At 32.9% G+C, this 26523-nt stretch carries 18 protein-coding genes; 1 reads left to right on the forward strand and 17 read right to left on the reverse strand.

Going from position 1 to position 26523, the window contains the following annotated elements; all coding sequences use genetic code 11:
* Positions 1–7: 7 nt before the first annotated feature.
* The 7 genes from JJQ60_RS05860 to JJQ60_RS05890 form a co-directional block, all read right to left on the reverse strand.
* Positions 8–3580, reverse strand: a complete 3573-nt coding sequence (locus JJQ60_RS05860) for an H-type lectin domain-containing protein (RefSeq protein ID WP_201917644.1) — start codon at positions 3578–3580, stop codon at positions 8–10.
* Between the two features lie 168 nt (positions 3581–3748).
* A complete protein-coding gene (locus JJQ60_RS05865; protein ID WP_201917646.1) occupies positions 3749–5488 on the reverse strand; it encodes a tetratricopeptide repeat protein in 1740 nt (579 codons plus the stop codon).
* A 164-nt stretch (positions 5489–5652) separates the two neighbouring features.
* The gene (locus JJQ60_RS05870) at positions 5653–7374 is read right to left on the reverse strand and encodes a tetratricopeptide repeat protein (protein WP_201917648.1); all 1722 of its coding nucleotides are present in this window, start codon (positions 7372–7374) and stop codon (positions 5653–5655) included.
* A 175-nt stretch (positions 7375–7549) separates the two neighbouring features.
* Positions 7550–8110, reverse strand: a complete 561-nt coding sequence (locus JJQ60_RS05875; RefSeq protein WP_201917650.1) for a porin family protein — start codon at positions 8108–8110, stop codon at positions 7550–7552.
* Between the two features lie 67 nt (positions 8111–8177).
* Positions 8178–9077, reverse strand: a complete 900-nt coding sequence (locus JJQ60_RS05880) for a Ppx/GppA phosphatase family protein (protein ID WP_201917652.1) — start codon at positions 9075–9077, stop codon at positions 8178–8180.
* Positions 9078–9083: 6 nt separating this feature from the next.
* Positions 9084–11189 carry a polyphosphate kinase 1 gene (gene ppk1 / locus JJQ60_RS05885; protein WP_236669049.1) on the reverse strand — a complete coding sequence of 702 codons (2106 nt, stop codon included), beginning with the start codon at positions 11187–11189 and terminating at the stop codon, positions 9084–9086.
* Positions 11189–11674 (reverse strand): SixA phosphatase family protein, encoded by a 486-nt coding sequence (locus tag JJQ60_RS05890; RefSeq protein ID WP_201917653.1) that lies wholly within the window; start codon positions 11672–11674, stop codon positions 11189–11191. The genes ppk1 and JJQ60_RS05890 overlap by 1 nt, the downstream gene beginning before the upstream one ends.
* Positions 11675–12072: 398 nt before the next feature.
* Between JJQ60_RS05890 and JJQ60_RS05895 the strand changes: the two genes are divergently transcribed.
* Positions 12073–14259: an OmpA family protein gene (locus tag JJQ60_RS05895; RefSeq protein WP_201917655.1), complete on the forward strand. Its 2187-nt coding sequence runs from the start codon at positions 12073–12075 to the stop codon at positions 14257–14259.
* A gap of 5 nt (positions 14260–14264) precedes the next feature.
* Here the strand turns inward: JJQ60_RS05895 and pdxH are convergent, their stop codons facing one another.
* The 10 genes from pdxH to JJQ60_RS05945 form a co-directional block, all read right to left on the reverse strand.
* On the reverse strand, positions 14265–14918 hold the full coding sequence (pdxH, locus tag JJQ60_RS05900) for a pyridoxamine 5'-phosphate oxidase (protein WP_201917657.1): 654 nt from the start codon (positions 14916–14918) through the stop codon (positions 14265–14267).
* A 69-nt stretch (positions 14919–14987) separates the two neighbouring features.
* Positions 14988–15893, reverse strand: coding sequence for a ribonuclease Z (locus JJQ60_RS05905; protein ID WP_201917659.1), 906 nt, complete (start codon positions 15891–15893; stop codon positions 14988–14990).
* A gap of 59 nt (positions 15894–15952) precedes the next feature.
* On the reverse strand, positions 15953–16411 hold the full coding sequence (locus JJQ60_RS05910) for a thioredoxin family protein (protein ID WP_236669050.1): 459 nt from the start codon (positions 16409–16411) through the stop codon (positions 15953–15955).
* A gap of 51 nt (positions 16412–16462) precedes the next feature.
* On the reverse strand, positions 16463–16795 hold the full coding sequence (locus tag JJQ60_RS05915; protein ID WP_201917661.1) for a ribonuclease Z: 333 nt from the start codon (positions 16793–16795) through the stop codon (positions 16463–16465).
* Between the two features lie 2 nt (positions 16796–16797).
* Positions 16798–17727, reverse strand: a complete 930-nt coding sequence (locus JJQ60_RS05920; RefSeq protein ID WP_201917663.1) for an aspartate carbamoyltransferase catalytic subunit — start codon at positions 17725–17727, stop codon at positions 16798–16800.
* A 34-nt stretch (positions 17728–17761) separates the two neighbouring features.
* Complete coding sequence (gene pyrR, locus JJQ60_RS05925; RefSeq protein WP_201917665.1) at positions 17762–18301, reverse strand: bifunctional pyr operon transcriptional regulator/uracil phosphoribosyltransferase PyrR; 540 nt, start codon at positions 18299–18301, stop codon at positions 17762–17764.
* 158 nt (positions 18302–18459) lie between these two features.
* Positions 18460–20259 (reverse strand): 30S ribosomal protein S1, encoded by a 1800-nt coding sequence (rpsA, locus tag JJQ60_RS05930; RefSeq protein WP_201917667.1) that lies wholly within the window; start codon positions 20257–20259, stop codon positions 18460–18462.
* Between the two features lie 217 nt (positions 20260–20476).
* Positions 20477–22579, reverse strand: coding sequence for an OmpA family protein (locus tag JJQ60_RS05935; protein ID WP_201917669.1), 2103 nt, complete (start codon positions 22577–22579; stop codon positions 20477–20479).
* Between the two features lie 3 nt (positions 22580–22582).
* Complete coding sequence (locus JJQ60_RS05940) at positions 22583–23509, reverse strand: PorP/SprF family type IX secretion system membrane protein (protein ID WP_201917671.1); 927 nt, start codon at positions 23507–23509, stop codon at positions 22583–22585.
* 86 nt (positions 23510–23595) lie between these two features.
* A complete protein-coding gene (locus JJQ60_RS05945) occupies positions 23596–26442 on the reverse strand; it encodes a gliding motility-associated C-terminal domain-containing protein (RefSeq protein ID WP_201917673.1) in 2847 nt (948 codons plus the stop codon).
* Positions 26443–26523: the final 81 nt, after the last annotated feature.

The following is a 26523-nucleotide window of genomic DNA, read 5'->3' on the forward strand; positions in this document are numbered from 1 at the left end:
CTTATACTTAAGATTTAATGAAAGTTAAACTTCTCTGTTCATTTTGGTCGGTAACAATTTGTAGCATATACATTCCTGTTTTTAAACCCGAAACATCAATTTCTTGATTTTTATTCATTATATCTATGTCAAGTAGAACTCTTCCGTGAATATCGAGAACTGTAGCTTTTTTAATAATAATCTTACTATTCAAGAATATTTTTCCTGTGGTGGGATTAGGAAACAGTTTAAATGCAGTATCGGTATTGGTTATTTTTGAAGCTCGTGAAGCATTTTCTGTTGCTTCCATACCATAGATCAAATATCCCACTTCTTCATAGGCATGCTTTATTTCAGGATCAAAAGACTGCTCCTCTTCTACTCTTAATTCTACTAAATCTTTATTGAATGTATTATACCTAAGACTTATAGGATCACCTCCATTTACAGTCTGAGTTCCTGCTATTAAATACGAGTAACTATCATCAAAACCGCTAAGGTTAATCCCTTTGATTTCATGTCTTACCATCTCTCTTCCAATTACAATTTTAGTTCCACTAGGTAGCACATGTTCTCCAGGAGTAAACGCTATATAAGAAACAGATTCCTTGGCATGCAGATCGTCTTCTTTCTCCTCTTCTTGTACTCTAACCTTAAAACCAGTAGTGGTAACATCTTTGACACGCGTAACCACCGCAGCACCACCATTAAATGAGGTCGTCTGAGTAAATACTATAGGTTTTTCGGAAAATTCACTTGAAAACGTTACTTCTTTATAATTATGATTGACCTTATCAATAGTACCTGAGCGTAAAGGTATACCGGCCAAGTTTGGAACATCTTTAGAAACTGCCATCCAATGAACGGTTTCATAATAAAAGCGTTCTCCATCTTGATAATTCCATTCATCGAACTGATATTCAAACCCATTGTTAGTGACATTTCTTACTCGAACAGTAACTGGTTCAGCATCGGTACTGGATACTGGCCCCATGACTACAGATGGTTGATACATTGGGCTTGAAAACTCTACTTTATGCCAAGTTTTCTTATCGGGTTGAAAATTAGCAGCTCCCCCAGTCCAAATCGCAGTATATGCTGTGGTTTCTGCAGATACGCGATCATAGCCTGTAGGATATCCATCGGATCCGACGGGTAAAACATAAAACTCATAATTGGTTTCTGGAATTAACCCCTGTACTGTATAGGTATTACCACTGGAGTATCCGATAACCTTGAAATCTTTATCTACAATGAGATAATAATTTGGAGTTGCCGCTTTACCTTGTGCATTTTTGGTTGTCGAAGATCTTACAGATGCTGCTGTAGTACTCCAAGTTATAACGACATTATCTACATTATTTTGAACTTGTATTGATAAATCTACTTCTTCATAAGACTGTCCTATTTGATTTCCTTGATTATCAGCATGACGAAGGGAATATCGATCATCTGCTACCGAAACAGTAGTCGTACCCCATACTTGTTCAAGTACTCTGCCTTTATAAAAAGCCAAATCATCTAGGCTAGCCGCTGCAGATGGACCATTTCTTGGACCATCAATCTCAAAACATCTATTAAATAATGGAGTTATAGAATTTCCTGCTACCCAGTTCATTATTCTTTGTGATTTAATAGTGTCATCAGGACAAGTAAAATCAAAAAAACCTGATGGTGTCGATTCCACACTTTTTACGATCTTGGGTTGTGCCTCTGTTAACGATTTATAATAGTGCTCCCTGGCGCTACCATGCAAAAGACCATCTCCTGTTGGATATCCAGGTTCCCAGATAGGATCTAATCGCACATAAGTTGTTTTTGATATCATCCAATTATAAACATCCCATCTTGGATCACTTACAAAAGCGCTAAAAGGAACCCAAGCATAATCATAGGCAGAACTTTGATACCACTCTACCGGAGGAAGTATTGAAGGGTTGGGCATTATATTGTCTCTATAATATGTCAAAAACGCAGGGGTAGTCGCTGGGTCTAACCATGTTAATCTATCTATTTTCGAAGTACCTAAAACCTCAGACGTTTTGGTCATCATGATAGCTCCAAACGAATGCCCAACCAATCGAACTTCTTTTGAGGCATAATTAAAACCAGTTGTTGTTAAGATTTCATCAATTTGACTGGCACAAACACTTCCTAATGGGTCTGATTCTATTCCTACTCTGGTTTCAGAACCATTTTCACGAACCCATTTTGGATTATCCTGAATAGGTCTTGCTGCTGGGTTAAGAAAATTAAGTAATGTTGGAGTAACCCCATTAAGATGTTCTGCACTCTGTGTCCAAAAAAACAGGGCAACATTATAATTACCATGCCAATCCTGAATACCATCGGACGCTAATCGTTCTCTTTCTGGGTTTGCGACAGGATTAGCTTTATGTCTACTATTAGCTCCAGGTTGCCATCCGTGAGAGTGCATTACAATATCTTTGGACGGGTCATAAAAACCATTATAAGCGGCAGGGTATTTGTCATACACACCTTTGTTCCAGCGAATTATATCACCGGAAGAATTTCTGAAATACGTTCCTATATCAATAATTTCTACATTACTATACACAGTAAGAATTTCATCATCTTCACCACAAGTATATTCTGCCTTTATTTCTACGCTACCCCATTGATCTACATTTTTTTCCCCATTAAAATAGTATGCTGTTGGGGTATTATATGGAGCATTAGGGTCTATATATATAAATCTTTCATCACCTTGTTTTGATCGATCCTCGACATACCATTTTACCTTTGCCACGTCCTCTTCTGGTAAAAGATTACCATCAAGGTTTTCAAATTTAAAGGCTTTTGTAAAATCAAAAGGATCATCGGCGTTCCAAATAAGATCGTCGTTTGATCCAGTATCTAAATTTTTATCTCCAAAATATGCCGTTGGTTCTATATCATAAAGACAACATATCGCAGTTTCAATAACTCCGTCGGCTTGTGTATACACATCTTTAAACGTATTATCTAGAGCATTGTAATACACTATTTTCTCGACATACATATCATCTGCGTTAATATACGTCGAAGATTCTCCATCAGGATGTATCAAATATTCCGTATGATAGGTTGTGAATCCTAATCCTGCACAAAAACCATATGGAAACTCATCATCGTATGGCTCACTGCAATTTCCAGTCTCACTCCCATAGTAATTAGTCATATAAGCAGTGGCTTGATCTAGAGCATCCAAAGTAGAAACAGGTTGAGAAGCGTAATGACTTACATCGTGTACAAAACCATTTGAGCGATATAGTTTTGTTCCAGGTGGGGTCTCTGGACTGGCATGCTCGGCATGAGAGTAGATATACCCATAATGTCCAATATTGGGATTAGAATAATCGCAATTCTTACAGTAAACATCAAAATAAACTTGCTCATCAATAACATAACCATTTTCATTTGTATAGCGCTCGGTTTGAGTTAATGGAAAATCATCTGGTTCGGGCTTGTTTCTAAAAACGACAAAATACTTTCCTTCTGCGTTAGGTTCACATTGTGCGTCTACATTAAAGAGGTTACACAAAGCAAGGAACAACATAAGAATCCACTTCTTGTGAATACTGTGTAATTTACATTTCATAATTTCAGTTTTAATAGTTTAAAAAATAGTTCATGAATTGATAACTAATTAATTATCAATTGGATCGAAATTATGAGAATGCTATAAGAAATAAGAAAAAAGAGCGTTTCAAAACGTTTCACATGTCGTAAAAAATGTTTCATTCATACCCAATTGAAAAACCAACAGCTAGTTAACAGAAAAGAATTCGACTACGCTGGTTTCTTTGGGAATATTAAGTTTCTTTTTGATACGATGAATATTTACACGAACCGTGGTAGGGTTAATATTCATCAATTGACAGATTTCTTTATTAGAAAGGTTCATTTTTAGAAACGCGCAAATCTTTAAATCATGTTGAGTTATATTATATCTTGATTTTAGATCCTTTAAAAACTCTGGGTGTACTTCTTCAAAATGAATAAAAAACTCTTTCCACATGGTGTCCATATTTTTTTGGATTTTGATTTGTGTTTGAGTTTCATTGATCTCTTTAGTCAAATTTTGAGAAGGTTGATTTTTAATTTGCCCCAATAAATCGTTTACCTTGGATAACAAATCAGTTTTTAAAGCAAGATTAGCTGTAGCTGCTACCAATTTTCTGTTGATGTATGCATTATTATCTTTTTCAGATTGTAAAGACGCTTCTAGCATTTTTTTATCAATTTTTGAAGTTTTAAGTCTTGACCGGTATCGTTTAAAAATTACATATGCTAGTATCCCAAGTATTAGTATAGATGCCATAAAAACATAAATCCAACGATATTGTTTTGAAACGATATTTAATAGACCATCAACCTTTTTTTCGGTTATTTTTTGTTGATTATTAATAAGAACTCCCGTAGTTTTCGCAATAGTATTGCTTTTATCTAAGCTGTCTTTAAGTTCTTTATGAAGTTTGAAATAGTTCGATGCTTCTTTATAATCACCTGCTTCCTGCAATCTGTTCGCTTTAATAAATAACAGTCGTTCTTTTACATCTATTGATTTAAGACTATCACAAAGTGAGAATGCCCGATTAAGGTACAACAATGCACTGTCCTTTTTTTTAAGAAAGTAATAGGTCTCAGTTAGTCCTACATACGACAGTAATTGGTTTTTCTTATATCCGTTTTCAGTACTTAGTTTTAATGTGCTTTTAAAATATTTTATAGCCTCAGGGTAATTCTCTAAATTGACAGATAGCTCTCCAAGGTTAAGAGTGATAATAGCTTCTTTTAACTTTGAATTATTTTTTCTTGTTCCTTCGAGGGCTTTTTTATAACATACAAAAGATTCCTCATAATTTCCTTGATTCGAATGTAATGCTCCTAAATTATTTAATGCAGTAGAATACCCTATAGGATCACTCAGTTTATAATGTGAAGCAGATCTTTTATAATTTATCATTGAAGAATCGGGCATTAAAATTTTTTTATAAATCATAGCTGACACATTAAATGAAGCTCCTAACATCGTATGTCTAACAGTATCTTTTTTAATTTTTTTAGCAGCTTCAATAACCTGAATGTTATATTTCAATGCTTTAGAATAATCACCTTGGTAGAAATGCACCCCTGATAAATTGTTGGTCATCGAAATTACTTGATCTTGATTTCCTTTTTTCGAGCTAAGTTTCAGTGCTCGCTTAAAATGTAATATAGCCTTCGCATAGTTTTCTTTGCTTCCTCTTTCGGCTAGCATAATACCCAAGATTCTATGTAACTTATACTGCTGATCGATAGTATTTATTCTTTCTGAAATTTCTAGAGCTCTTCTTCCATCCTTTAATAAACTATCCATATTTTTTGAGTGATATTCTTCGATTTTGGATAGTAAATTATCAACCGCCAAGCTATCGCGATGATAATTTGTTTTTTCTTGTTGTGCTACAATTGTCGTACATAAAAACAATGAAAAATAAACAGATATGTATTGAAAAAACTTCATGTAAACACATTTTAAACGTTTAGTATTGACTCTAAATTAGTCCAGTATAGACTAAGGTAAAAACATTAACAAAGAAGTTTAAAAATAATGCGTTACAAAGCGTTACATCAATTTATAACAGACTGATTTTAAGGATTTAATATTTATTTAATAAAATAAAAAAATTATTTTGGGGATAGAAATTCGGCGACGCTTATTTCAGTAGGAACATCAAGTTTTTTCTTTATGCGGTGAATATTTACGCGAATAGTATTAGGGTTAACATTCATTAACTGACAAATATCCTTATTGGTAAGATTCATTCTTAAGAAAGCGCAAATTTTTAAATCATTTTGAGTTATCCCATATTTAGATTTCAGTTGATCTAAAAAGTTTGGATGCACCTCTTCAAAATGAGCAAAGAATTCTCTCCATAGATTGTTAATATGGTTTTGAAATTTTATTTGGTTTTGAGTGTCAAGAATTTCTTTATTATGGTTTCGTTTGGGTTGGTTTTTTATTTGATTAAGTAGCTGATTTACCTGAGAAAGAAGATCTGTTTTTAAAGCCAAATTAGCATATGCCGAAACAAGTTTACGTCTAATATATTCATTGTTTTCTTTTTCAAGCTGTAATGTAGTTTCTAAGCGTTTTTTCCTTTTATTGGAAACATTTAGTTTATTTCTATATTTTTTTAAAAGGAAATAGGTTAATAAACTTAAAGCAATTAGTAACACTATAACCGTAAAAATCCAATAATTTTTCTTGGAAGATATCTGTTTGATGTTTTTTAATTCTTGTAATCCATCTTTTTTTTCATGTTCAACCAAAATTGTAGCGACTTTGGGTAGATTTTCTTTTTTGGTTATACTGTCTTCTAGTTGTATACTCCATTTGAGATAGGATAATGCTTCCTCTGATCTGCCGTTACCTTCTAAAAAATTAGCTTTAAGTTTTAAAATCTCTACTTTTTCTTTCGGCGCTTCGATAGTGTCTAGCAAAGCGAACGATTTCTTCAAATACAAATCAGTACTATCATTCTTTTTTTGCGTCAAAAAAACTTTGATCAATCCACGATAAGCAAGTAATCTATACTGACTCATATTCGTATGATCAGATTTCTTTAATGCTGCATTATAATATGCTATAGCTTCGGGATAATTACGCATAGCAAACTGTAAATCTCCAAAAAGATTAAGTCCATATACTATACCATCTATTAAATCATGTGTTTTATATCCGTCTAAGGCTTCTTGCACGTATATTTTAGAATTTTCATAGTCATGCGATTTCAAAAACAACTCTCCCAAATTGCTAGATGCTACAAATTCTTGTGGAGAACTGATATCTTTAAAATATGATCGAGACTTTTTGAGATTGAAAATTGCCGAGTCTTTTAGTTTCATTTCAGCATAGATAGATCCTAATAATAAATGTGCTGCTCCTTTACGATCTTTCTTAAGATCTTCATTTAGATTGAGCTTTTTAGAAAACTTTAAAGCTTTGATTGCATATTCTAGTGCTGTAGGCATATCTCTTAAGTGCACATAATTAACACTAATATTATTGGCATGATCAAAGGATGCCAATGAGTCTCCTGATTGTCTAAGAAAGTGTAAAGATGTATTAAAATGATAATTAGATGAGTCTATTTTTTTATAATCAGAAGCATACAAAATACCTAACATTTTATGAAGCTGCCCCTGCTGATAGATAAATTGATGTTTTTTGGCCATTTTCAGGGCTTCGTACATATCATTTTTTAAACTATCAATACTATCTAATCCAGATACGCGGGAAAGTAAAATATCTATATAAATACTATCCTGTTTTTTTTGTAACAGATTCTTTTGCCCATACATAGAAGCAAAGAAGAAGAAAGCAAATATGAATAGGGGTAATTTCATCTAAAAATCTACAATAGGTTTACCTTTAAATATACTATAAGTTTTTTCTAAAACCTAAATCGTAATAATAGTGAAGACTGTCTATTATAAGAAAGAAACACCATTTCTTTAACTGGAGCAAAAATAAAAAACTCACCATAATGGTGAGTTTTTTACTCTATATTTTAAAGGTATATCACAACTTATATCCAAATGATAATTGGATATTTGTGCTATTTCCTTCTTGGCTTATTGCAGCTCCTTCATCATCTATAATATTAGACAATCCATAAGCATACCGTATATCTGCAAAGAAATTTTCTGTAATATTTACTCCAAGACCGCCAACAGCAGCAAAGTCAAAGGTATTGAAATTTGTTTCCAATACCGTATTGTCTTCCCATTCCCATATCTTAAGTCCAGCTTGTGGTCCCACATGAATATTAATCATATCATTAAAATAATACTTAATAAACACTGGCAATTGTAGATAATCAACTCTCAATGTTTTATCATCATTTCCTTGGGATGAATATTGAAATTCGGGTTGGATACTCCATTTTTCGTTAATAGGATATTCAGCTAAAAATCCTACTACGATACCAAATCTACTATCTTCAAGATTATCTGGGATATCATCAGAGCTTATTGAACTTAGATTAGCCCCTATTCTTACTCCATATGAGCTTTCTTGTGCGATAGAGCTTAGGGTTCCTAATAACAAAAAAAGTGCAGCACAAAGTAGTTGTTTTTTCATATTAAAACTGTATTATGTTAGGTATTATGGGGTAATTGCAATGGTAAATATACTGATTTTAACAAACTTATTGTTTTTTTAGTTTTTCATTATATAAAGACTTAATAATACCATCAGATAAACCAATTTTTGGAACATAGATATCTTTTGCTCCACTCCACTTCATAGCAGAAAGATATATTCTTGTCGCTGGTATAATAACGTCTGCCCTATCTTGATTTAGATTAAGCTGCCAAATTCTCTCTTCATAGGTTAAAGAATTAAGAAGTTTATAATATGAGCTTAGGTATAAGAATGAAAGGGGTTTACCCATACTCTTGCCACTATTTTTAAATATATTATTGATATTTCCACCTGAACCTATTAATGAAATTCTAGAATAGTTTTTTATATTTTCCTTTATCCAATTTTCAACTGATTGCCAAATCTGATCAGATACTAAATTATTGAGTAGCCTAACCGTACCAAGCTTAAAGGATTTAGAAGCAATAGTTTTTCCATTATGGTATATTGTAAATTCTGTACTACCCCCACCAACATCAACATATAAGTAGGTTGCATCGGTATTAATAAGTTCGTGTAAATCTGTCATGGCAATAATGGCCGCCTCATCTTTACCATCAATTATATCTATTTGAATTCCTGTTTTTTCTTTTATAAGACGTACTAGTTCTTTTCCATTTTCAGCTTCTCGCATCGCAGATGTAGCACAGGCTTTATATTTTACTACCTTATGTGTTTTCATAAGTAATTGATAGGCTTGCATAGCATCAATCATTCTCGCAATATTTTCATCAGAAACCCGCTTACTCTTAAAAACATCTGCACCTAACCGAATTGGAACACGTACTAGGCTTGTTTTCTTAAATCTGGTTTTTTTTCCTTCTTCTTCGTGAATGCTACTTATTAATAATCTTACTGCATTCGAGCCAATATCGATGGCCCCGTATTTCTCTATTGTTAACAAAATAAATTAGTTTCCTAGTTTTTTTAAATAATACTCGTATGTAGCTATCTGTGATCTTATTTTTTCTTGATCGTTCCTAATGTACGTATTATCTTGATCTTCGGAAAGTTTTCTCGCTTTAACGTTATCCTTCCAGCATATATCAAACGTATCGATCAATTCTAGTTTAATATCTTCATCATAAATAGGGCAAGAAATCTCAACTCTTCTATCGAGGTTACGTGTCATCCAATCTGCAGATGAAATATATACTTTTGGATTGCCTCCATTTTGGAATATAAACAATCGAGGATGCTCAAGAAACTTATCGACTACACTTATTGCTTTAATATTCTCGCTCATTCCAGGAATCCCGGGAACCAAACAACATATCCCTCTTATTATAAGATCTATTTGCACTCCGGCGGTACTGGCTTCATACAGTTTATCAATCATATCATAGTCGCTAAGACTATTGAGTTTTAATTTAATCCCTGATGGTTTCCCTTCTTTACTATTTTTGATTTCTTTATCTATTAATTTTATTAAAGATGATCGTGTATAATGAGGAGAAACTAATAAATGTTTATATCTATTTATCTTATAATTTATTTCAAAAAACTTAAAAACTCTATTGGTCTCTTTAAGAATAGCTTCGTTCGTCGTAAATAATGTATAATCTGTATAGATTCTTGCAGTAGACTCATTAAAGTTACCGGTACTGATAAAGCCATATCTTTTAAGTTTCCCTTTTTCTTCGCGCTCTATGACGCAGGCTTTACAATGTACTTTTAGGCCAGTAACTCCAAATATAAGATTTATCCCCTCTCGTTGCATTTGTTCTGCATATCGAATATTTGCCGCCTCGTCAAAACGAGCTTGTAACTCGATCTGAACGGTTACATTTTTACCATTTTTTGCTGCATTAATAAGAGAACTGGCGATATGTGATATACTGGCCAATCTATATATGGTAATTTTAATGCTCTTTACTCTGGGGTCAATAGCAGATTCTCTTAAAAATTTTACGGTATAAGAAAATGTATGATAAGGTGTGTATTGCAAAAAGTCTTTCTTAGCTATTTTATTTAACAACCCACCTTGTAAGCTTAAACCAGGAATCTCTAATGGCTGAATAGGTTGATAAATTAATTTCTTATTCCCCAGATCTGGAAAATTCATATAATCTCTACGATTATGATATCTTCCTCCCGGTATTATACTATCTGTGTTGTCAACTCCCATTTTATCCATAAGATAATTCAGAGTATCCTTATCTATATTTTTATCATAAACAAACCTTACAGGTTCACCATCTCTTCTAGATTTAACACTACTCGAAATTTTTTGTATAAAACTCTTACTTAAATCATTATCAAAATCTAATTGTGCATCACGAGTTATCTTAATCATATGAGCAGATGCACTTGCATAATCAAAAATACTGAAGTTAATATGCATACAGTATCGAATCAAATCATCCAAAATAATGATATACTGTTTTCCATCCTTTTCAGGAAGAACTACAAAACGATCTGTATTTTTTGGGATCTCAATTAGTGCATATATTTTTTCTTTTGTGGTGTGCTGAAGGATTTTAGAAATTCTACCTTCTTTGGGAATTTTTTCTTTTAAAACCAATTTTACGGCTAAATAGGCCACACTATCCTTTAAATGAGGAAATTTTTCAAGATCATTAAGAATATACGTTACTAATGCCGGACTAACTTTATCTATAAAATACCTACGAATAAATGCATCCTGGTCTTGTGTTACCTCATTTTCATCTATAATAAAAATATCATGCTCTTCAAGTTTTCTTTTTATAGTATTAATGGTTTTAAGGCTCTCAGCTTGTTGTTTAATAACTATTTTAGTTATTTTTTCTAACAAATCACTGGCCGTAGTACCTTTAAGTACATTTTTTCCATCCTTTCCTGCAAGATCAATTCTTTTTATTGTAGCATATCTAACCTTAAAAAATTCATCTAAATTATTAGAGAATATACCAATAAAACGTAACCTTTCTAACAAAGGAACGGTATCATCTGCAGCTTCTTGTAGTACTCTGGCATTAAATTGCAACCAACTTAATTCTCTATTAATATATTGATTTTTAATAATTTCTAGCATTATCGAAGGGATTTAGGAAAAATAATTAATAAGTTTTTTCCTACATTTATATTTTTCCAACTTGTAGTGTCAAATTCAATCCCTACTACACCAGCAGTAGGTAAATTATCAATTTTTTCACTTCCATAAAGATTTGATATTGATGTCAACGCATGATTATGTCCAAAAATCATTAATGTATCAATATTGTCATTACAATTTTTTATCACCTCAATCACATTTTGACCTCCAAAATCGTATAGATCTGGTTCTAAAGAAAATATACTCTTATCCACATCTAAGTGTTCCATAACAATTTTTGCCGTAGAATGTGCTCTTACGGCTGGACTAGATATAATCTTATCCACTGGTTTTATCAATGTTTTCAGCTCTTTACCAATTAACGCCGCATCATTAAGTCCTCTTTTATTAAGAGGTCTCATTTCATCTGAAACATCATAATCCCAAGAGGATTTAGCATGTCTTATTATGTATAAAGTTTTCATAAGATATATACTAAAATTAATAAAACGAGGTTATATACTACAAGTTTAAGAATTAGCATTAAGAATTCTTGCAATTAGACTATAAAAAATAATTTTTTATATAAACATGAAGGAAGAAGATCTTAAGTTTTTCGCTTATTAAATCTCATTCTAACACATTAGAGGCAACATCTTAAAAAATGCTAAATTCATGAAAATGAACCTAATATAAACCAAACTTTAATCGATAAAAAGCGTATTTACATCGAAAAGTCATTTTTTTTAGGCAAAAATTAAATGTTAAAATATAAATTTACATACGGTTTTCCCTCATACCAAAATATATCCCAAGACATTATGTACACAAATTTATCATAATATTTTTTAGGGTTAATAAAGACAAAGAAGTGGAAAAAGTAATGATTAAAAAAAGAAATCTTACCCGATTTCAGAACGTATACCTACTTATATTAATATGCATATTTTATTCTTCACATGCATATAGTCAAGTAGAAGTGCCTTTAAAGAAGCGTACAGAGTTTACTTTTAAAGGTGATTTTACGTTTGTATCTAATACAATTTTAGGAAAAGTAAGTAATGATGATGGATCCGGAGTTTTTGATCCTAATAAGAGTTATAATGACGGAGGGTTGAACAATCAGTTCCAAATGGGGTTTATTGATATTGATAATGACCCTACTACATTTAACTCTAGTAGTGCTGATCTAAATATTGATTCAGAATGTAATTCGATTAAGCATGTTGGTTTATATTGGACAGCTGCTTATGCTGATGAGAACCGTGAGCATGATATTACTTCTATTAAAATAAAATACCCAGGACAGAAGTCCTACTCCACTATAACCAACGGGCAGATAATCCATGATTATTATAATGATGACGAAGCGTTGTTTAAACAGTATTCTTGTTATAAGGATATTACGAAAGAGGTATTAAGTTTAAAAAATCCATTAGGAACGTATACTCTAGCGAACATCCCTGCTACTACATCGGCAGTAAACAATGATCCGAAACTTGGTAACGGACTTACTGGTGGTTGGACAATGGTTGTAATCTACGAAGATGACACAAAGCCTAGAAAAAGATTTTATGTATACGATGGTTTTGTAAATATAGATTCAAAAGCAAAACCTGTTGCCTTTTCATTTGATAATTTCCAGACAATTCCTAATGGTGCTGTACATGGTAGAATTGGAGTTATTGCTTTTGAAGGAGACAAGGGAATACGAGGAGATCGTTTTCAGGTAATGTCTAACGAGACCAATAAATATAAAAGTCTTGCAGATGGCACAAACCCAATGAACAACTTCTTTAATGCAAATATCACGGAAAATGGTAAAAATATTACTACCAGAGTACCTGCAAGTTATAATACCCTTGGGTATGATGCTGATTTATTCGATATTAAAAATATTAGAAATAGCATTATAGGTAACAATCAAACGGAAGCCAAGTTTAGATTATCTACAGATAACGATGGGTATTCTGTTATGGCAGTAGCGTTTAGTGTGGATATATATGAACCTGCAATTCATATCATCAAAAGGTCAAAATATGCAGACAATAGCTATGTACATCCAGACGACGTATTATCACCTAAACAAGAAATAACATATAACCTTACCATATATAATGATGGGAATGATGACGCAAAAAATACGGTTATAAAAGACATATTACCTAAAAATGTAATTTTTTCTGAAAAATCATTAGTATTACCTTCTAAAAAAATCAAAACTAAATTTGATCAACAATCCAGAACACTAAGTTTTACAATACCTAACAAGATGGTAAAAAAGGACAGTGAGTCTTTTAAAATTAGCTATAATGTTATTGTTGACACAGCATGTGAATCTATTGAGACAATAGACGATATTTTAGTTGTAGACCAACCGGTAAAAGCTTCATTTAATGGTTCTTTGAATGAGACTATGAAATATTCTGAAGGATATAACCATATTAACAAATGTGATTTGCCCGATTACTATCAATTCAAGCTAGCAATAGATATCAGTGACTTAAATTGCCCAAATGCAAATCGTCTTGTTTCTATACCTAAAAAGACAACTGGTAGTCGTTTTGCGCATACGCAACCAGGAGATTTTGATGAAACCCAAAGATCAAACAATACACAAAGTGGCGGAATCACTCCAGACGATATAGTTCAATCTTCAGAACCTCCAAAATCATCAGTTAAATCTGATCTAGGATTAAACAGAACTATCAATGATTTAATAGATCTAAATGAAATTTACTTCGATTTTGATAAATGGGATATTACTGAAAAAGCTGAAATAGAGCTAGATCGAGTGGTAAGAATCATGAATGAAGATTACCCGGATATGGTAATAAAGATCGAAACCCATTCTGATAGTCGTGGTGATGAAGATTACAATTTAGAACTCTCCCAAAAAAGAGCTGAATCAATTTATAATTACTTGCTTAGCAAAAATATATCTAAAAATAGAATTCTATCTTATATCGGGTTTGGAGAAAGTAAACCTGTTAATGAATGTAAAGACGGTAAGGATTGCTCTGAAGATCAATACCAGAAAAACAGAAGGTCAAGTTTTGTAATTATGTAAGCTTTCTAAGGTGAAAGTCTACATCTATCCCACTTATCATTTTCATTTGATCCCCTAGAAAATCGAATTCGATCATGAAGACGGTTAGGTCTGCCCTGCCAAAACTCAAATTCTATGGGTTGTATACTATATCCACCCCAAAAAGGAGGTTTCGGTATTTCTTTATTTTTATATTCTTCTTCTAGATCTTTAAGTCGTTGCTCTAGAATTTCTCTAGAATTGATCATTTCACTTTGGTAAGAAGCCCATGCACCTAATTGACTTCCAATTGGCCGAGATTTAAAATAAATACTACTTTTTGCTTCATCTATTTTGTAAGCAACTCCTTTGATTATAACCTGACGTTCCAAATTGGGCCAAAAAAAAGAAAGGCAAACCTTATTATTCTCAGCAATAGCTTTTCCTTTTTCAGATTTGTAATTTGTATAAAACACAAAACCATTTTTATCATAATGCTTCAACAACACCACCCTACTTTTTGGAAAACCATCCAAACCATGAGTAGTAATAGTCATCGCATTTGTTTCTTCAACACCTCCATCATTTTCAACTTCTTTAAACCAATCAGAAAACAATTCGAAAGGAGAACCCGGAAGGTTTTTCTCTTCTAAAAAGTTTTTTTCATATGATTTTCTATAATCAGTAAGATCTCTATTCATGATAAAAAAATATACTGCAATTTACCAAATTTGTAGTTCTAAAATCAACAACTCATATAAGTTAATGAATTAAAATTCGAACACCTCACCATCATCTCCAATTTCAACATTATCAAAAACGGTTTTAGCTTCTTCTCTAAACAATCCTATATTGTCATATCGTGTAGAATAATGTCCCAAAATTAATGTTCCAACATTGGCTTTTTTGGCAATCGTAGCTGCTTCTATTGCCGAGCTATGCCCTGTAGTTGCGCATAAATGTTTGTGACTCTCTAAAAAAGTAGATTCATGATATAAAGCTGTAACGTCTTTAATTAAGGAGATTTTTGCTTCATCATATCGGGTATCACTACAATAGGCATAGCTTTTAGTAGGTTTTGGATCGTCGGTAAGTTCTTCATTAGGAACAATAGTACCATCATCTAGAGTTACATCCTTACCCTTCTTTATAGAACGATAGTAAGCCTTGTCAATATCGTAGTTCATTACTTTACTCATAAGTAGCTTTCGATCTCCTGGTTTTTCTTGAAATAAAAAACCATTACAATATACGCGATGTTGTAACGGAATAGTTTTTACAATAATAGTTTCGTCTTCAAAAACGACTTCAGACTCTGTGCTTGTGAGTTCATGAAAATGTAAAGGATAATCAGTCCAGGAGCTAGATAGCTTTAGTTGTAATGTTATGGCCTCTTTGATTCCTTTAGGGCCATGTATATGCAAAGGAATATCCCTACTTAGCATTCTAAATGTTGAAACTAGACCAATGAGACCAAAAAAGTGATCACCATGAAGGTGTGAGATGAAAATATGTTTTATTCTAGAAAATTTTACTTTATTACGGCGCAATTCTACCTGCGTACCTTCTCCGCAATCTATCAAAAACGTATGATTATTTATTTCTAAAACCTGAGAAGTTGGATTTGTAAATGTTCTGGGAGTTGCAGAATAGCACCCTAAAATTGTAAGTTTCAAAATTATTTTCCCTCTTAATTATATTAGATTATTAAAATCTAATCTTTTTTATAAATAAATTAATCTCCAAAAGAATCAAACGAAGTTAACAAAGATATATACCCTTTAACATCTAAATCTCTTCTGTATCCTGTAGCACCAAGCACTAATCCTTCTTTGTTAAGAATTAAAATTACTGGAAATACCATTCTTTTATTATACCGATCAGCTAGCGCTTTATTTTTCTTTTTTTGTTCTTTAGAAATTTTATTTTTTTTCCGTCTGGGGAAATCAGCTTTCAACCATACATATTTTTGATCAGCAAATTCCGAAAATTCGTTACTTGACAATACATTTTTTTCTAATTTAATGCATGGTGGGCACCAATCAGATCCTGTAAAAAATAAAACAACTTTTTGATCTTTTTCTTTGGCAAGGGCCAGCGCTCCGTCTAAATCGTATTGCCAATCTTGGGCACTAGCGATAGAAAACGAAAACATAGAAAAAATGACTACGATAAATGGGGCTAATTTATTCATAGAGTTTCAGACGAGAAATTATAAGATTGATTACAAAAAAATAACTTTTTTTTAAAAATCCAAATCTCTTTCAATTTCCTCCATCTCAACCAAATCATATGCCTCTTGCAATGTAGGAACAATTGTAATCTCTCCCGGAACATCTTCATACGATATTTTATTGGTAACTATAACAAATGAATGTTTAGATGCCTTATGCGTATTCGATATTCTTAAAAACTCATTAACATCATCTATTGTAAATTGTTTCAGTGAAAATAGGTTGACAATGATGTTATCATTTTTTAAGGATTCATATTTATCCTCAAGGCCTTTAACAAATTCAACAACCGTTGTTTTTTCTTGCGTAATAATGGTAGTAGAACCTTCTTTATTAAAAATCATAGTTATCGTTTAATTTTTGAAGCTAAAAGATATATTACAGCCATTCTCACTGCTACCCCATTCTGAACCTGATCTAATATAATGGCTTGATTAGAATCAGCAACATCGCTCGTGATTTCTACGCCACGATTGATAGGCCCTGGGTGCATAATTACAATTTCTTTATTCAGACTTTCCAATAACTTTTTATTTACACCATATTGTTGAGTATACTCTCTTGTCGATGGAAAATAGCTAATTTCCATCCGTTCATTTTGAACACGAAGCATATTTGCAATATCACACCACTCTAATGCTTTCTTAAGATTAGTCTCTACTTGTACTCCAAGCTTTTCTATATATCTTGGCAATAGTGTTTTGGGTCCACATACTTTTACTTCTGCTCCTTGCAGTTTTAACGCAAAAATATTAGACAATGCCACTCTAGAATGCAAAATATCTCCAACAATGACTACTTTTTTTCCGGCTACTTCTCCCAACCTCTCTCTTATAGAATACGAATCAAGTAATGCCTGGGTTGGATGTTCATGCGCTCCGTCTCCTGCATTAACAATACTTGCATTAATATGCTTTGAGAGAAAAACACCTGCTCCTGGATTTGGGTGTCGCATAACAACCATATCTACTTTCATAGAAAGGATATTATTGACCGTGTCTATAAGGGTTTCTCCCTTTTTAACCGAAGATGATGCTGCAGAAAAGTTAACAACATCTGCAGACAACCTTTTTTCTGCTAGTTCAAAAGAAAGTCTGGTTCGAGTACTATTCTCAAAAAAAAGATTGGCTATAGTAATATCCCTAAGCGAAGGAACTTTTTTGATTGGACGATTAATAACTTCTTTGAAATGATCGGCAGTTTCAAAGATGAGATTAATATCTTGCTTGTTTAGATATTTAATTCCTAGTAAGTGATCTACACTTAATTCGCTCATTTCTAACCTTTAGTATTTAAAAAATTATCTATTTTTATTGTCCTACCAAATACACGGCATCTTCTCCTTCATTTTCTATCCAATGCACTTTTACTTTTTCTTGATTAATAGCATCTACTTGTCGTCCTCTATAATTGGGTTGTATAGGAAGATGTCTACTAAAACGTCTATCTATTAGTGTTAACAGTTCGATTTCTTGTGGCCTACCAAAAGATTGCACTGCTGTCAATGCAGCTCTTATACTTCGGCCAGTATATAACACATCATCTATAAACACTACCCTTTTGTCTTCTACAACAAAATCAATATGAGTTTTGTTTGCTTCTAATGGCTTATCTCCTCGCCTAAAATCATCTCTATAAAAGGTAATATCAAGATATCCTAATTGTATGTTATCTACCTGATAATCATCAATTAAAATTTGACAAATTCTATCTGCTAAAAACTTTCCTCTTGGCTGTACACCAATTAGAACTGTATTCTTAAAATGCGTATGATTTTCTATTAATTGACAAGCCAAACGGTGCAGAATAATATCTATCTCTTTTGCACTAAGTAGTAATTTTTGACTCATAAGCTCCAAATGGATATCTGGAATACAAAAGTAGTGAAATTTTGGAATTAATACGGTAGAGAACCTTTATAAGTTTAAGAAAGTATTTACTATTTTTTAGTTGAAAATAAAAAAGCCGTTCTTACGAACGGCTTTCATTATATTAAAAAAATTGAGAACTATTTCCCTCCTTTTTCCATTTTAGCTTTAAGATCTGCTAATGCATCGATATCACCAAGCGTAGTCTTTTCTGCTGAACTTGCAGCAGCTTTCTTAGCAGCTTGTTTTACGATTTTAGCTTCTTCTTCTCTAAACAAAGCAGTGTGAGATGCTACCACTCTCTTGAATTCTTTACTAAATTCAATGATCTGGAATTCTGCTTCATCACCTTTTTTAAGCTTGCTACCATCTTCTTTTTCAAGATGACGAGAAGGTACAAATGCAACGATATCTTCGTTAAAATCGATTGTAGCTCCTTTATCAACGATATCAGCAATTTTAGCTGTATGCTTAGTTCCTAAACCAAACTCAGTCTCATATTTATCCCAAGGATTGTCTTCAGTTTGTTTGTGTCCAAGGCTTAATTTACGACCTTCAACATCTAATTCAAGAACAACAACATCTAATTTATCACCTACATTAGTAAAGTCTGATGGGTGTTTAATTTTCTTAGTCCAAGAAAGATCAGAGATATAAATTAGACCATCAATACCTTCTTCTAACTCTACAAATACACCAAAGTTAGTGAAGTTACGAACAATACCAGTATGCTTAGAACCTACAGGGTATTTAGTTGTAATATCAGTCCATGGATCTGGAGTCAATTGTTTGATACCTAGAGACATTTTACGCTCTTCTCTATCTAAAGTAAGAATAACTGCTTCTACTTCATCACCAACTTTTACGAAATCTTGTGCTGAACGTAAGTGAGTTGACCAAGACATTTCTGAAACGTGAATTAATCCTTCTACTCCTTCTTCAACTTCGATAAACGCACCATAATCAGCAATTACAACAACCTTACCTTTAACCTTATCACCTACTTTAAGTTCTTTATCAAGAGCTTCCCATGGGTGTGGCTTAAGTTGCTTAAGACCTAATTGGATACGAGTCTTAGCCTCATCAAAGTCTAAGATTACTACATTCAATTTCTGATCAAGCTCTACGATCTCATTTGGATGATTGATTCTTGACCATGAAAGATCTGTAATATGAATAAGTCCGTCAACTCCTCCAAGATCAACAAACACACCGTAAGAAGTAACATTCTTAACAGTACCTTCTAACACTTGACCTTTTTCTAATTGACCAATAATTTCTTTTTTCTGCTCTTCGATATCAGCTTCGATAAGTGCTTTATGAGATACAACAACATTTTTGAATTCGTGGTTAATTTTTACCACTTTAAATTCCATTGTTTTACCAACATATGCATCATAATCACGAATAGGCTTAACATCAATTTGTGAACCTGGTAAGAACGCTTCGATACCAAATACGTCTACGATCATACCTCCTTTAGTTCTACATTTCACAAAACCGTTTACAATTTCACCAGAATCATGAGCAGCATTTACCCTATCCCATGCTTTAATTACACGAGCTTTACGGTGTGATAGGATTAATTGACCTGTAGCGTCTTCACGTACATCAATTAAAACTTCAACTTTATCACCTACTTTAAGATCTGGATTGTAACGGAATTCGTTTAACGAAATAACACCTTCACTCTTTGCATTAATGTCAATGATAGCATCACGATCAGTAATATTAATTACTGTACCCATTACTACCTCATCATTAAGAGTGTCTACAAAGTTTTCTGCAACCAATTTCTCAAACTCTTCTAATTTAGAGTCTGCGATAGGATCAATTCCTTCTTCGTAGTTGTGCCAGTTAAAATCTTTTAAAAATTGCTCGGGATTTGCCTGTTGAGGCGATACTTCCTGAACATCTGTGTTTTTTGTTTCTTCAGACATTGAAGATAAAATTTGTATTCTGTATATAATTGAGAGTCAGTACGATAATTATACAGAAGCGTTAAAATAAATTTATATCATTCCTTTCTATACTCTCTTACTCGCTAAAAAGGAGTGCAAAAGTACGATTTAAATTATTAGAAAACAATTTTTAAGTAATTGAGTTTCTGAGTTTTTCCGTTTTAGAAAGCTTAATTCTCTTATGCCTACATACTCACTAATACTTAACAATCTCAAATTCGCTTCTTCTGTTTGTTTGATGCTCTTCTTCTGTGCATATTTTAGCGCTGCAATCAATAAGTGGTTGCGACTCTCCAAACCCAATAAATTTCATTCTTCTAGCATTTACATAACCAACCAGTGCCAAGTAGTTGCGAGTAGATTCTGCCCTTCTTTCTGATAGAATCTGATTATACGATTCTGTTCCTCTACTATCGGTATGTGAACTAATCTTGATATACACCGTTTTGTATCGCTCTAGCTTTAAGGCTAATTGATCAAGCACCTTTTTAGAATCTGCACGAATGTTCCATTTATCATAATCAAAATAAATTGGAGGCATCTCAAAGTATAACCTACCATTCTTCTCTATAACCGGAGGACCATCTGTATCTGTAAGAAGCGTTTCTTTTAGCTTTGTTTTTGTGATTTCATCTTCCTTTTGCCTAGTGGTTGTTATATCCGTAATACGTACTTCTTCTCGAATATTAACACTATCCTTTACAGTACTCTTATCGCTAGTTGAGTCTTCAGAAGAAACAATCACTTCTTCTTTTTTCTTTTCTCTATCTAAATACACCACATAGGTCTCCTCTTCCTTTTCTTTTACAACTACAGGTTTCGTTCTGGTTCGATACCCTTCTGCAGAAGCTTTAAAATTGTATTTACCAGGGAAAATTTTAATGTCAAAACCAGCAACAGAGTCTAATTGACTTTCATATACCACTTTGTTATCCTTATCATACAAGATAGCATCTGAATCCTTAATATATGCATCAGTGGCATAATCTCTAACCTCGAAACGTGCTATATATTCTTTTGGAAAAATATCTCCGATCTGCGAAAAGGTATAAATATCATCTCCCACTTTTTTACGGTTTGAAGCAAAAAAACCATCAGTTTCATTGTAATACGCCATAGAAAAATCATCAAAACTAGAGTTAATCGGCGCCCCCAAATTGATCGGCTTATTGAGTTTTTCATTCTTAAATTCGGAAACAAAAATATCCATCATTCCTAAACCTAGATGACCATTAGAAGAAAAAAACAAATGACCGTCATTAGCAATAAACGGAAACTGTTCTCTATGCTCTGTATTAATCTCTGCACCCAAATTTATAGGGTTTCCATAGGTTCCATCCAAGTTAACATCAACATAATAAATATCAAAATCACCGTATCCTCCTGGCATATTAGAGCTAAAATATAGTTTACTACCATCAGCACTTAATGAAGGATGCTCGATAGAATAATTTACATTATTAAATGATAGTTTTTCGGGTTTAGACCAATTATCATCAACTTTTACTGATTTATATAAATGAATTGAATTATTCCGAATACTATCAAATTTCTTTTTTCCTTTTTCTGAATTACTTTTAGATATATATATCGTATTTCCGTCAGCCGTGAAACAGAAGTTCCCCTCGTGTAACTTAGAATTAATTTCTTTTGCTATTGGGGTTATGTCAGAAACTAAACGATTTTCTTCATCGACCAGAACTTGATAAATATCCAAAAATGGCCTATGTGTCCATTTGTATTGTTTATTCAATACTCCATAAGGCTTTCTATCAGTTGTAAAATAAACTACACTATCTCTTTTTATAGCTCCAAACTCTGAGGCTTCAGAATTAAAATCAACACTTTTTATCGTATAATCGTCATCTTTAAGCTTAAAGTCTTCTATAATCGAAATTGCATCATTTTTATCAAAATCAGAAGATGTCGTTTCATTTGATCTATACAATGCTAAAAATTCAACTGATTTATCATACTCTCCCAAGGCAGAAAGTACTTGATACATCATAAAATTATATTTGTTGTCATAAGTCTTATCCCTATTGTAAAACTTTCCAGAAGTCAAAACCTTTAAATACCTATATGCTTGTCTAAATTGAAATGTATTGTAATATGATGCAGATATATTCTTTACAATATGTTTTGTATATCCTTCGCGATTCAAATCTTCTTCATATTGAATTGCCGCATTAATATAATCTCCTTTTTCAAAAAATCGATCTGCCCTTGTTCTTTGCTGAGCCAAAGCTAACTGATTGACTAATACTGTTATTAGTATGAATATAATTTTTATCCTCATAGTCTAGAAAAATCTTGGAGATGAATATGTGTTACTGAAATTTAAAAGATCAAAACTATATAATAAGACAATCTCATGACTTCCGTTGTTATACCCACTCAAATCGCTAACATTAAAATCATATGAATATCCTATTTTTAGGTTTTGAGTAATATTAAATCCAGCTAAAGCAATAAATGCATCTGTGTATCGATATGAAACCCCTAATTCAAACTTATCATATAATAACGAGTTAAGAGAAACATCAAAAGTTAAAGGAGAATCCAATACTTGTTTAACTACAAATGATGGTTTCAATCGTACTTCATCTACAAAATCAAAAACGTATCCTGCAATACCATAAATATGCGTTTTAGTTTGGGCTACTCCTACTCCGTTAATATCTACATTACTTGGCAAAAGGTTTGGTGAAGATATTCCTGCATAAAAATTATGATTAAACATATAAAGCCCCGCTCCAATATTTAATTGTGTCGTAGATGTGTTGTCTGAAAAAGAGGGATCAGTAGCTACATTTGAGAGCGAAGGATCTATTTTTAAGTTATTAATTCCTGCCTTTAAACCATATGACAATCGCATTTGGTCAGATATTTTCGTTACATAAGCAAAATCTACATTTACATAGTTGTTATTTACGGGTATTGCATCCCCTATTCTATCATTTACGTAGTTTACACTTAACTCGATTTTTTCATTCAACGGGATATTTCCAAAAACGTTTGCTGTTTGCGGAGCCCCTTCAATACCTGTCCATTGTTGTCTATATAAAAGGCCTGTAGATATTAATCCACTTTGATTTGTGGCATATGCAGGATTTACCGTACTCATATTATACATATACTGTGAATATTGAGGTTCTTGCTGAGCATTAATCAGAAAGCAAGAAAGTATGGTTAGTCCAAAAATTATTTTTAATATTATCTGTTGCATTTATCTTTTTTATTGGTCAGATAAGAATTTTCATACTATTTCTTTAAGTTATTACTAACCTGAATACTATGATACAATTCATCGATTTATCTGCTTAGGTAAAAACTTCCTTGAATTGGTAAATTATTTTCAAAATTTGGTGAGAAAATATAAAAATACGTCCCTGAAGGAAGATTATCTCCTATACGTACAGAGGCATTACTTGTTCCTCTAAATTCTTCTGTATCCTTATCTCCTTCATATACTAAAGCTCCATATCTGTTATATATCTTTATATCAAAATCAGGAAAGGCTTCGGGTATATTGTATACATCATCTATCACTAGATTAAAAGTATCATTTTGACCATCTCCGTTAGGCGAAACACCATCTTGAAAATCTATAGAACATAACTCACCGTTAGAAAACTTTTCTCCTGTATTTAAAATATTTATTAAAACCGGTAAACGCTCAGATTCGCAATTATCTGTATCAACATTGGTAATAAAATATACTTGTTCATCCAGTAATAATGGATTATCCGTAATAGGAACGTCACTATCTATTGTCGAATACCAGTTAAACTGTAAAACATCGACATCGATATCTCCTAATCGCTTTGCATCAAGGATACAAAATTCTTGTTCAGGAACATTAGGCATAGGCACATCAATAATCTGAACCGCTACATTTAGTGAGGATTCATCACATGGTAAAGAATTTGTAACTACATATCTAAAATTATAAATCCCACTGGTTAATGTCTCAAACTCTACTACACCATCAGGAGTTAATGCATCTGTATTATCAGAATCCTGAAAAAACCCTGTTCGTACTGTATTTCTATCTAAAAGAGAAAATAAGTTCACATTCCCGTCTAGTTTGCAGAACGTTTCACTTCGATCATTTCCAATTTCCGCGGGTTCAGCTATTCGAATAGCTACCGTAGACAGAGCATCGGTACTGCACCCAGCATTTGCCGGAACAGTATATGTATAGATACCCTCATTTAAAGGAGCCAACATAGTATTGTTTGCTTCAAAAACCCCCAAATGATCCGGTGATCTATATCCAAATGGACCTGTCCATGTTCCTGTAGTATCAGGATTGCCACTTAACAAATCAAAAAGTGTAATTGTTAAATTATCAGAACATAATGTAATTCCACTATTGCTTCCCCCTGCATTTGCAACTTTATTTATTCTAAAGCTTAGGTTAGCACTATCTGTACAACCACCAGAACTCGTTGTTGTATAGGTAAATGTAAATGTTTGTGATGCATCACTATCAGGAAAAACAAACATATTATCAATTACATCTCCTACAGCGTTGGTCCATACACCATTAGTAACTATTGTATCTGTTCCGTTTGTATTTAACAAACTTCTTAAATCAACGCTACCTAGAGATTCACATAGATTTATACCTATAGTATTCTCTCCAGGATAATCTATCGGAGAAATTATGATAGTAATCTCTGCAGTTTCTGGCCCACATGGATGAGATGAAACCGTATCCGGTCTACAAAAATTTGGGTTAAATAGTTCCTGTGAACCGTACATTGAACAAAGCAACTCTGGTGCGACTGTATACCTAAATACATATGTTCCAGTAGCCGCTCCCGGTATATTTATAATTCCTCTATGCCTTTCAGACGGATCGGTAATCATTTCGTCATCAAGATTAGCTTGCAAATTCAGATCGGATGGTCCGCTCACAAAATCCCATTGCACATAGTCTTCTGTACTACTTCCATCCATGTAATCAAATAAAACACCATTGCTATCGGTAAAAAATTCAATAAAATCATATAAGTCGGTAGACGGGTCTGTAAACTCTTCAGAACAGATTTCTGGTGGAGGACCATTTTGTGAAAAAGGCTTTAACGCTTCAAAAACTGTAAATCTTACTGTTGAAGAATCGTCTTCGCAGACTCCAGAACGTTGCTCAACTGTATACGTAAAATTAAAAACCTGGCATCCGAACCGAGGATTTGCAGCCACTAAATCATCATACAATGCTTTAAGATTTACTTCGGAATCATCTGGACTCGTTATCTGAACACCATCAAGAGCCCATGTTCCCTCAAGGTCTTCATTTAATAAGTAATCATTATCTCTTAGGTTTATAGAAGCATCATAATCTCCATTTTCAAAACTACTCTGACAGATATTATACCTTGAAGCATATCCAGAAAAGACCTGCCTCACTACAGATATTTTAACTTCGGTTACTGATTGTGGTGGGCACGTAGGATCAAACCCAGTAACTGTGTATCTAAATGCAAATTCATCACTATCTATTCTACCATCTCCAGGAGTATAAGGAATTGTAGTACTAAACAATGATCCCGTTAAATTAATATCAGTTCTAGGAGGACCTATATATTCCCAAAAGCCATTTAAATGAGGCGGTGGAACATTGTCTAAAGAAACCAATGTTTCAAACAAATCTATATCTACCAAAGGATCTGGGTCTAAAATACAAGGATCTTCTATATCACATACAATAACATTTACTTCGTTAAGTCCAGAGGGTGGTAAAGCCTGTCCTGAATATGGTCCAAGAATTAAATTTACCCTACCTACAATCTGATCTGTACAGCCCGAACCAGAATTCAATAAAATGAATTGATAATCAGTAACAGCCTTAGAGGCATTATCCAGATCCCACAACCGTAATTCTCCATCTGGGCTCAATGCAAAATTAAAACCAGGATCGAACCATTCGTCTCCTACTTGAGGGGTTAAACCTGATATTTCATCATAAAGATTTATAACACCATCTGGTCCTGGAACACCATCACCATCAATTATAGTCATATCACAAACACGTATATCAGGGTATGCAGTATTGCATTGTCCTAAAGAAGTATTCGGTATTAAAAAAATTAAAAGTAAAATTTTAGCTATGCTTCCCCCCAGAATTTTTAGCCGATTTCCTTTTGTTTTCAAAATAGTAAGCTTTTAAGTGCGCAAAAGTATAATTTAATTTTAAAACCTTATTTATACTGCGATAATTAGTTGTATCAGTAT

The organism is Aquimarina mytili (assembly GCF_016735115.1).
Lineage (GTDB): Bacteria > Bacteroidota > Bacteroidia > Flavobacteriales > Flavobacteriaceae > Aquimarina > Aquimarina mytili.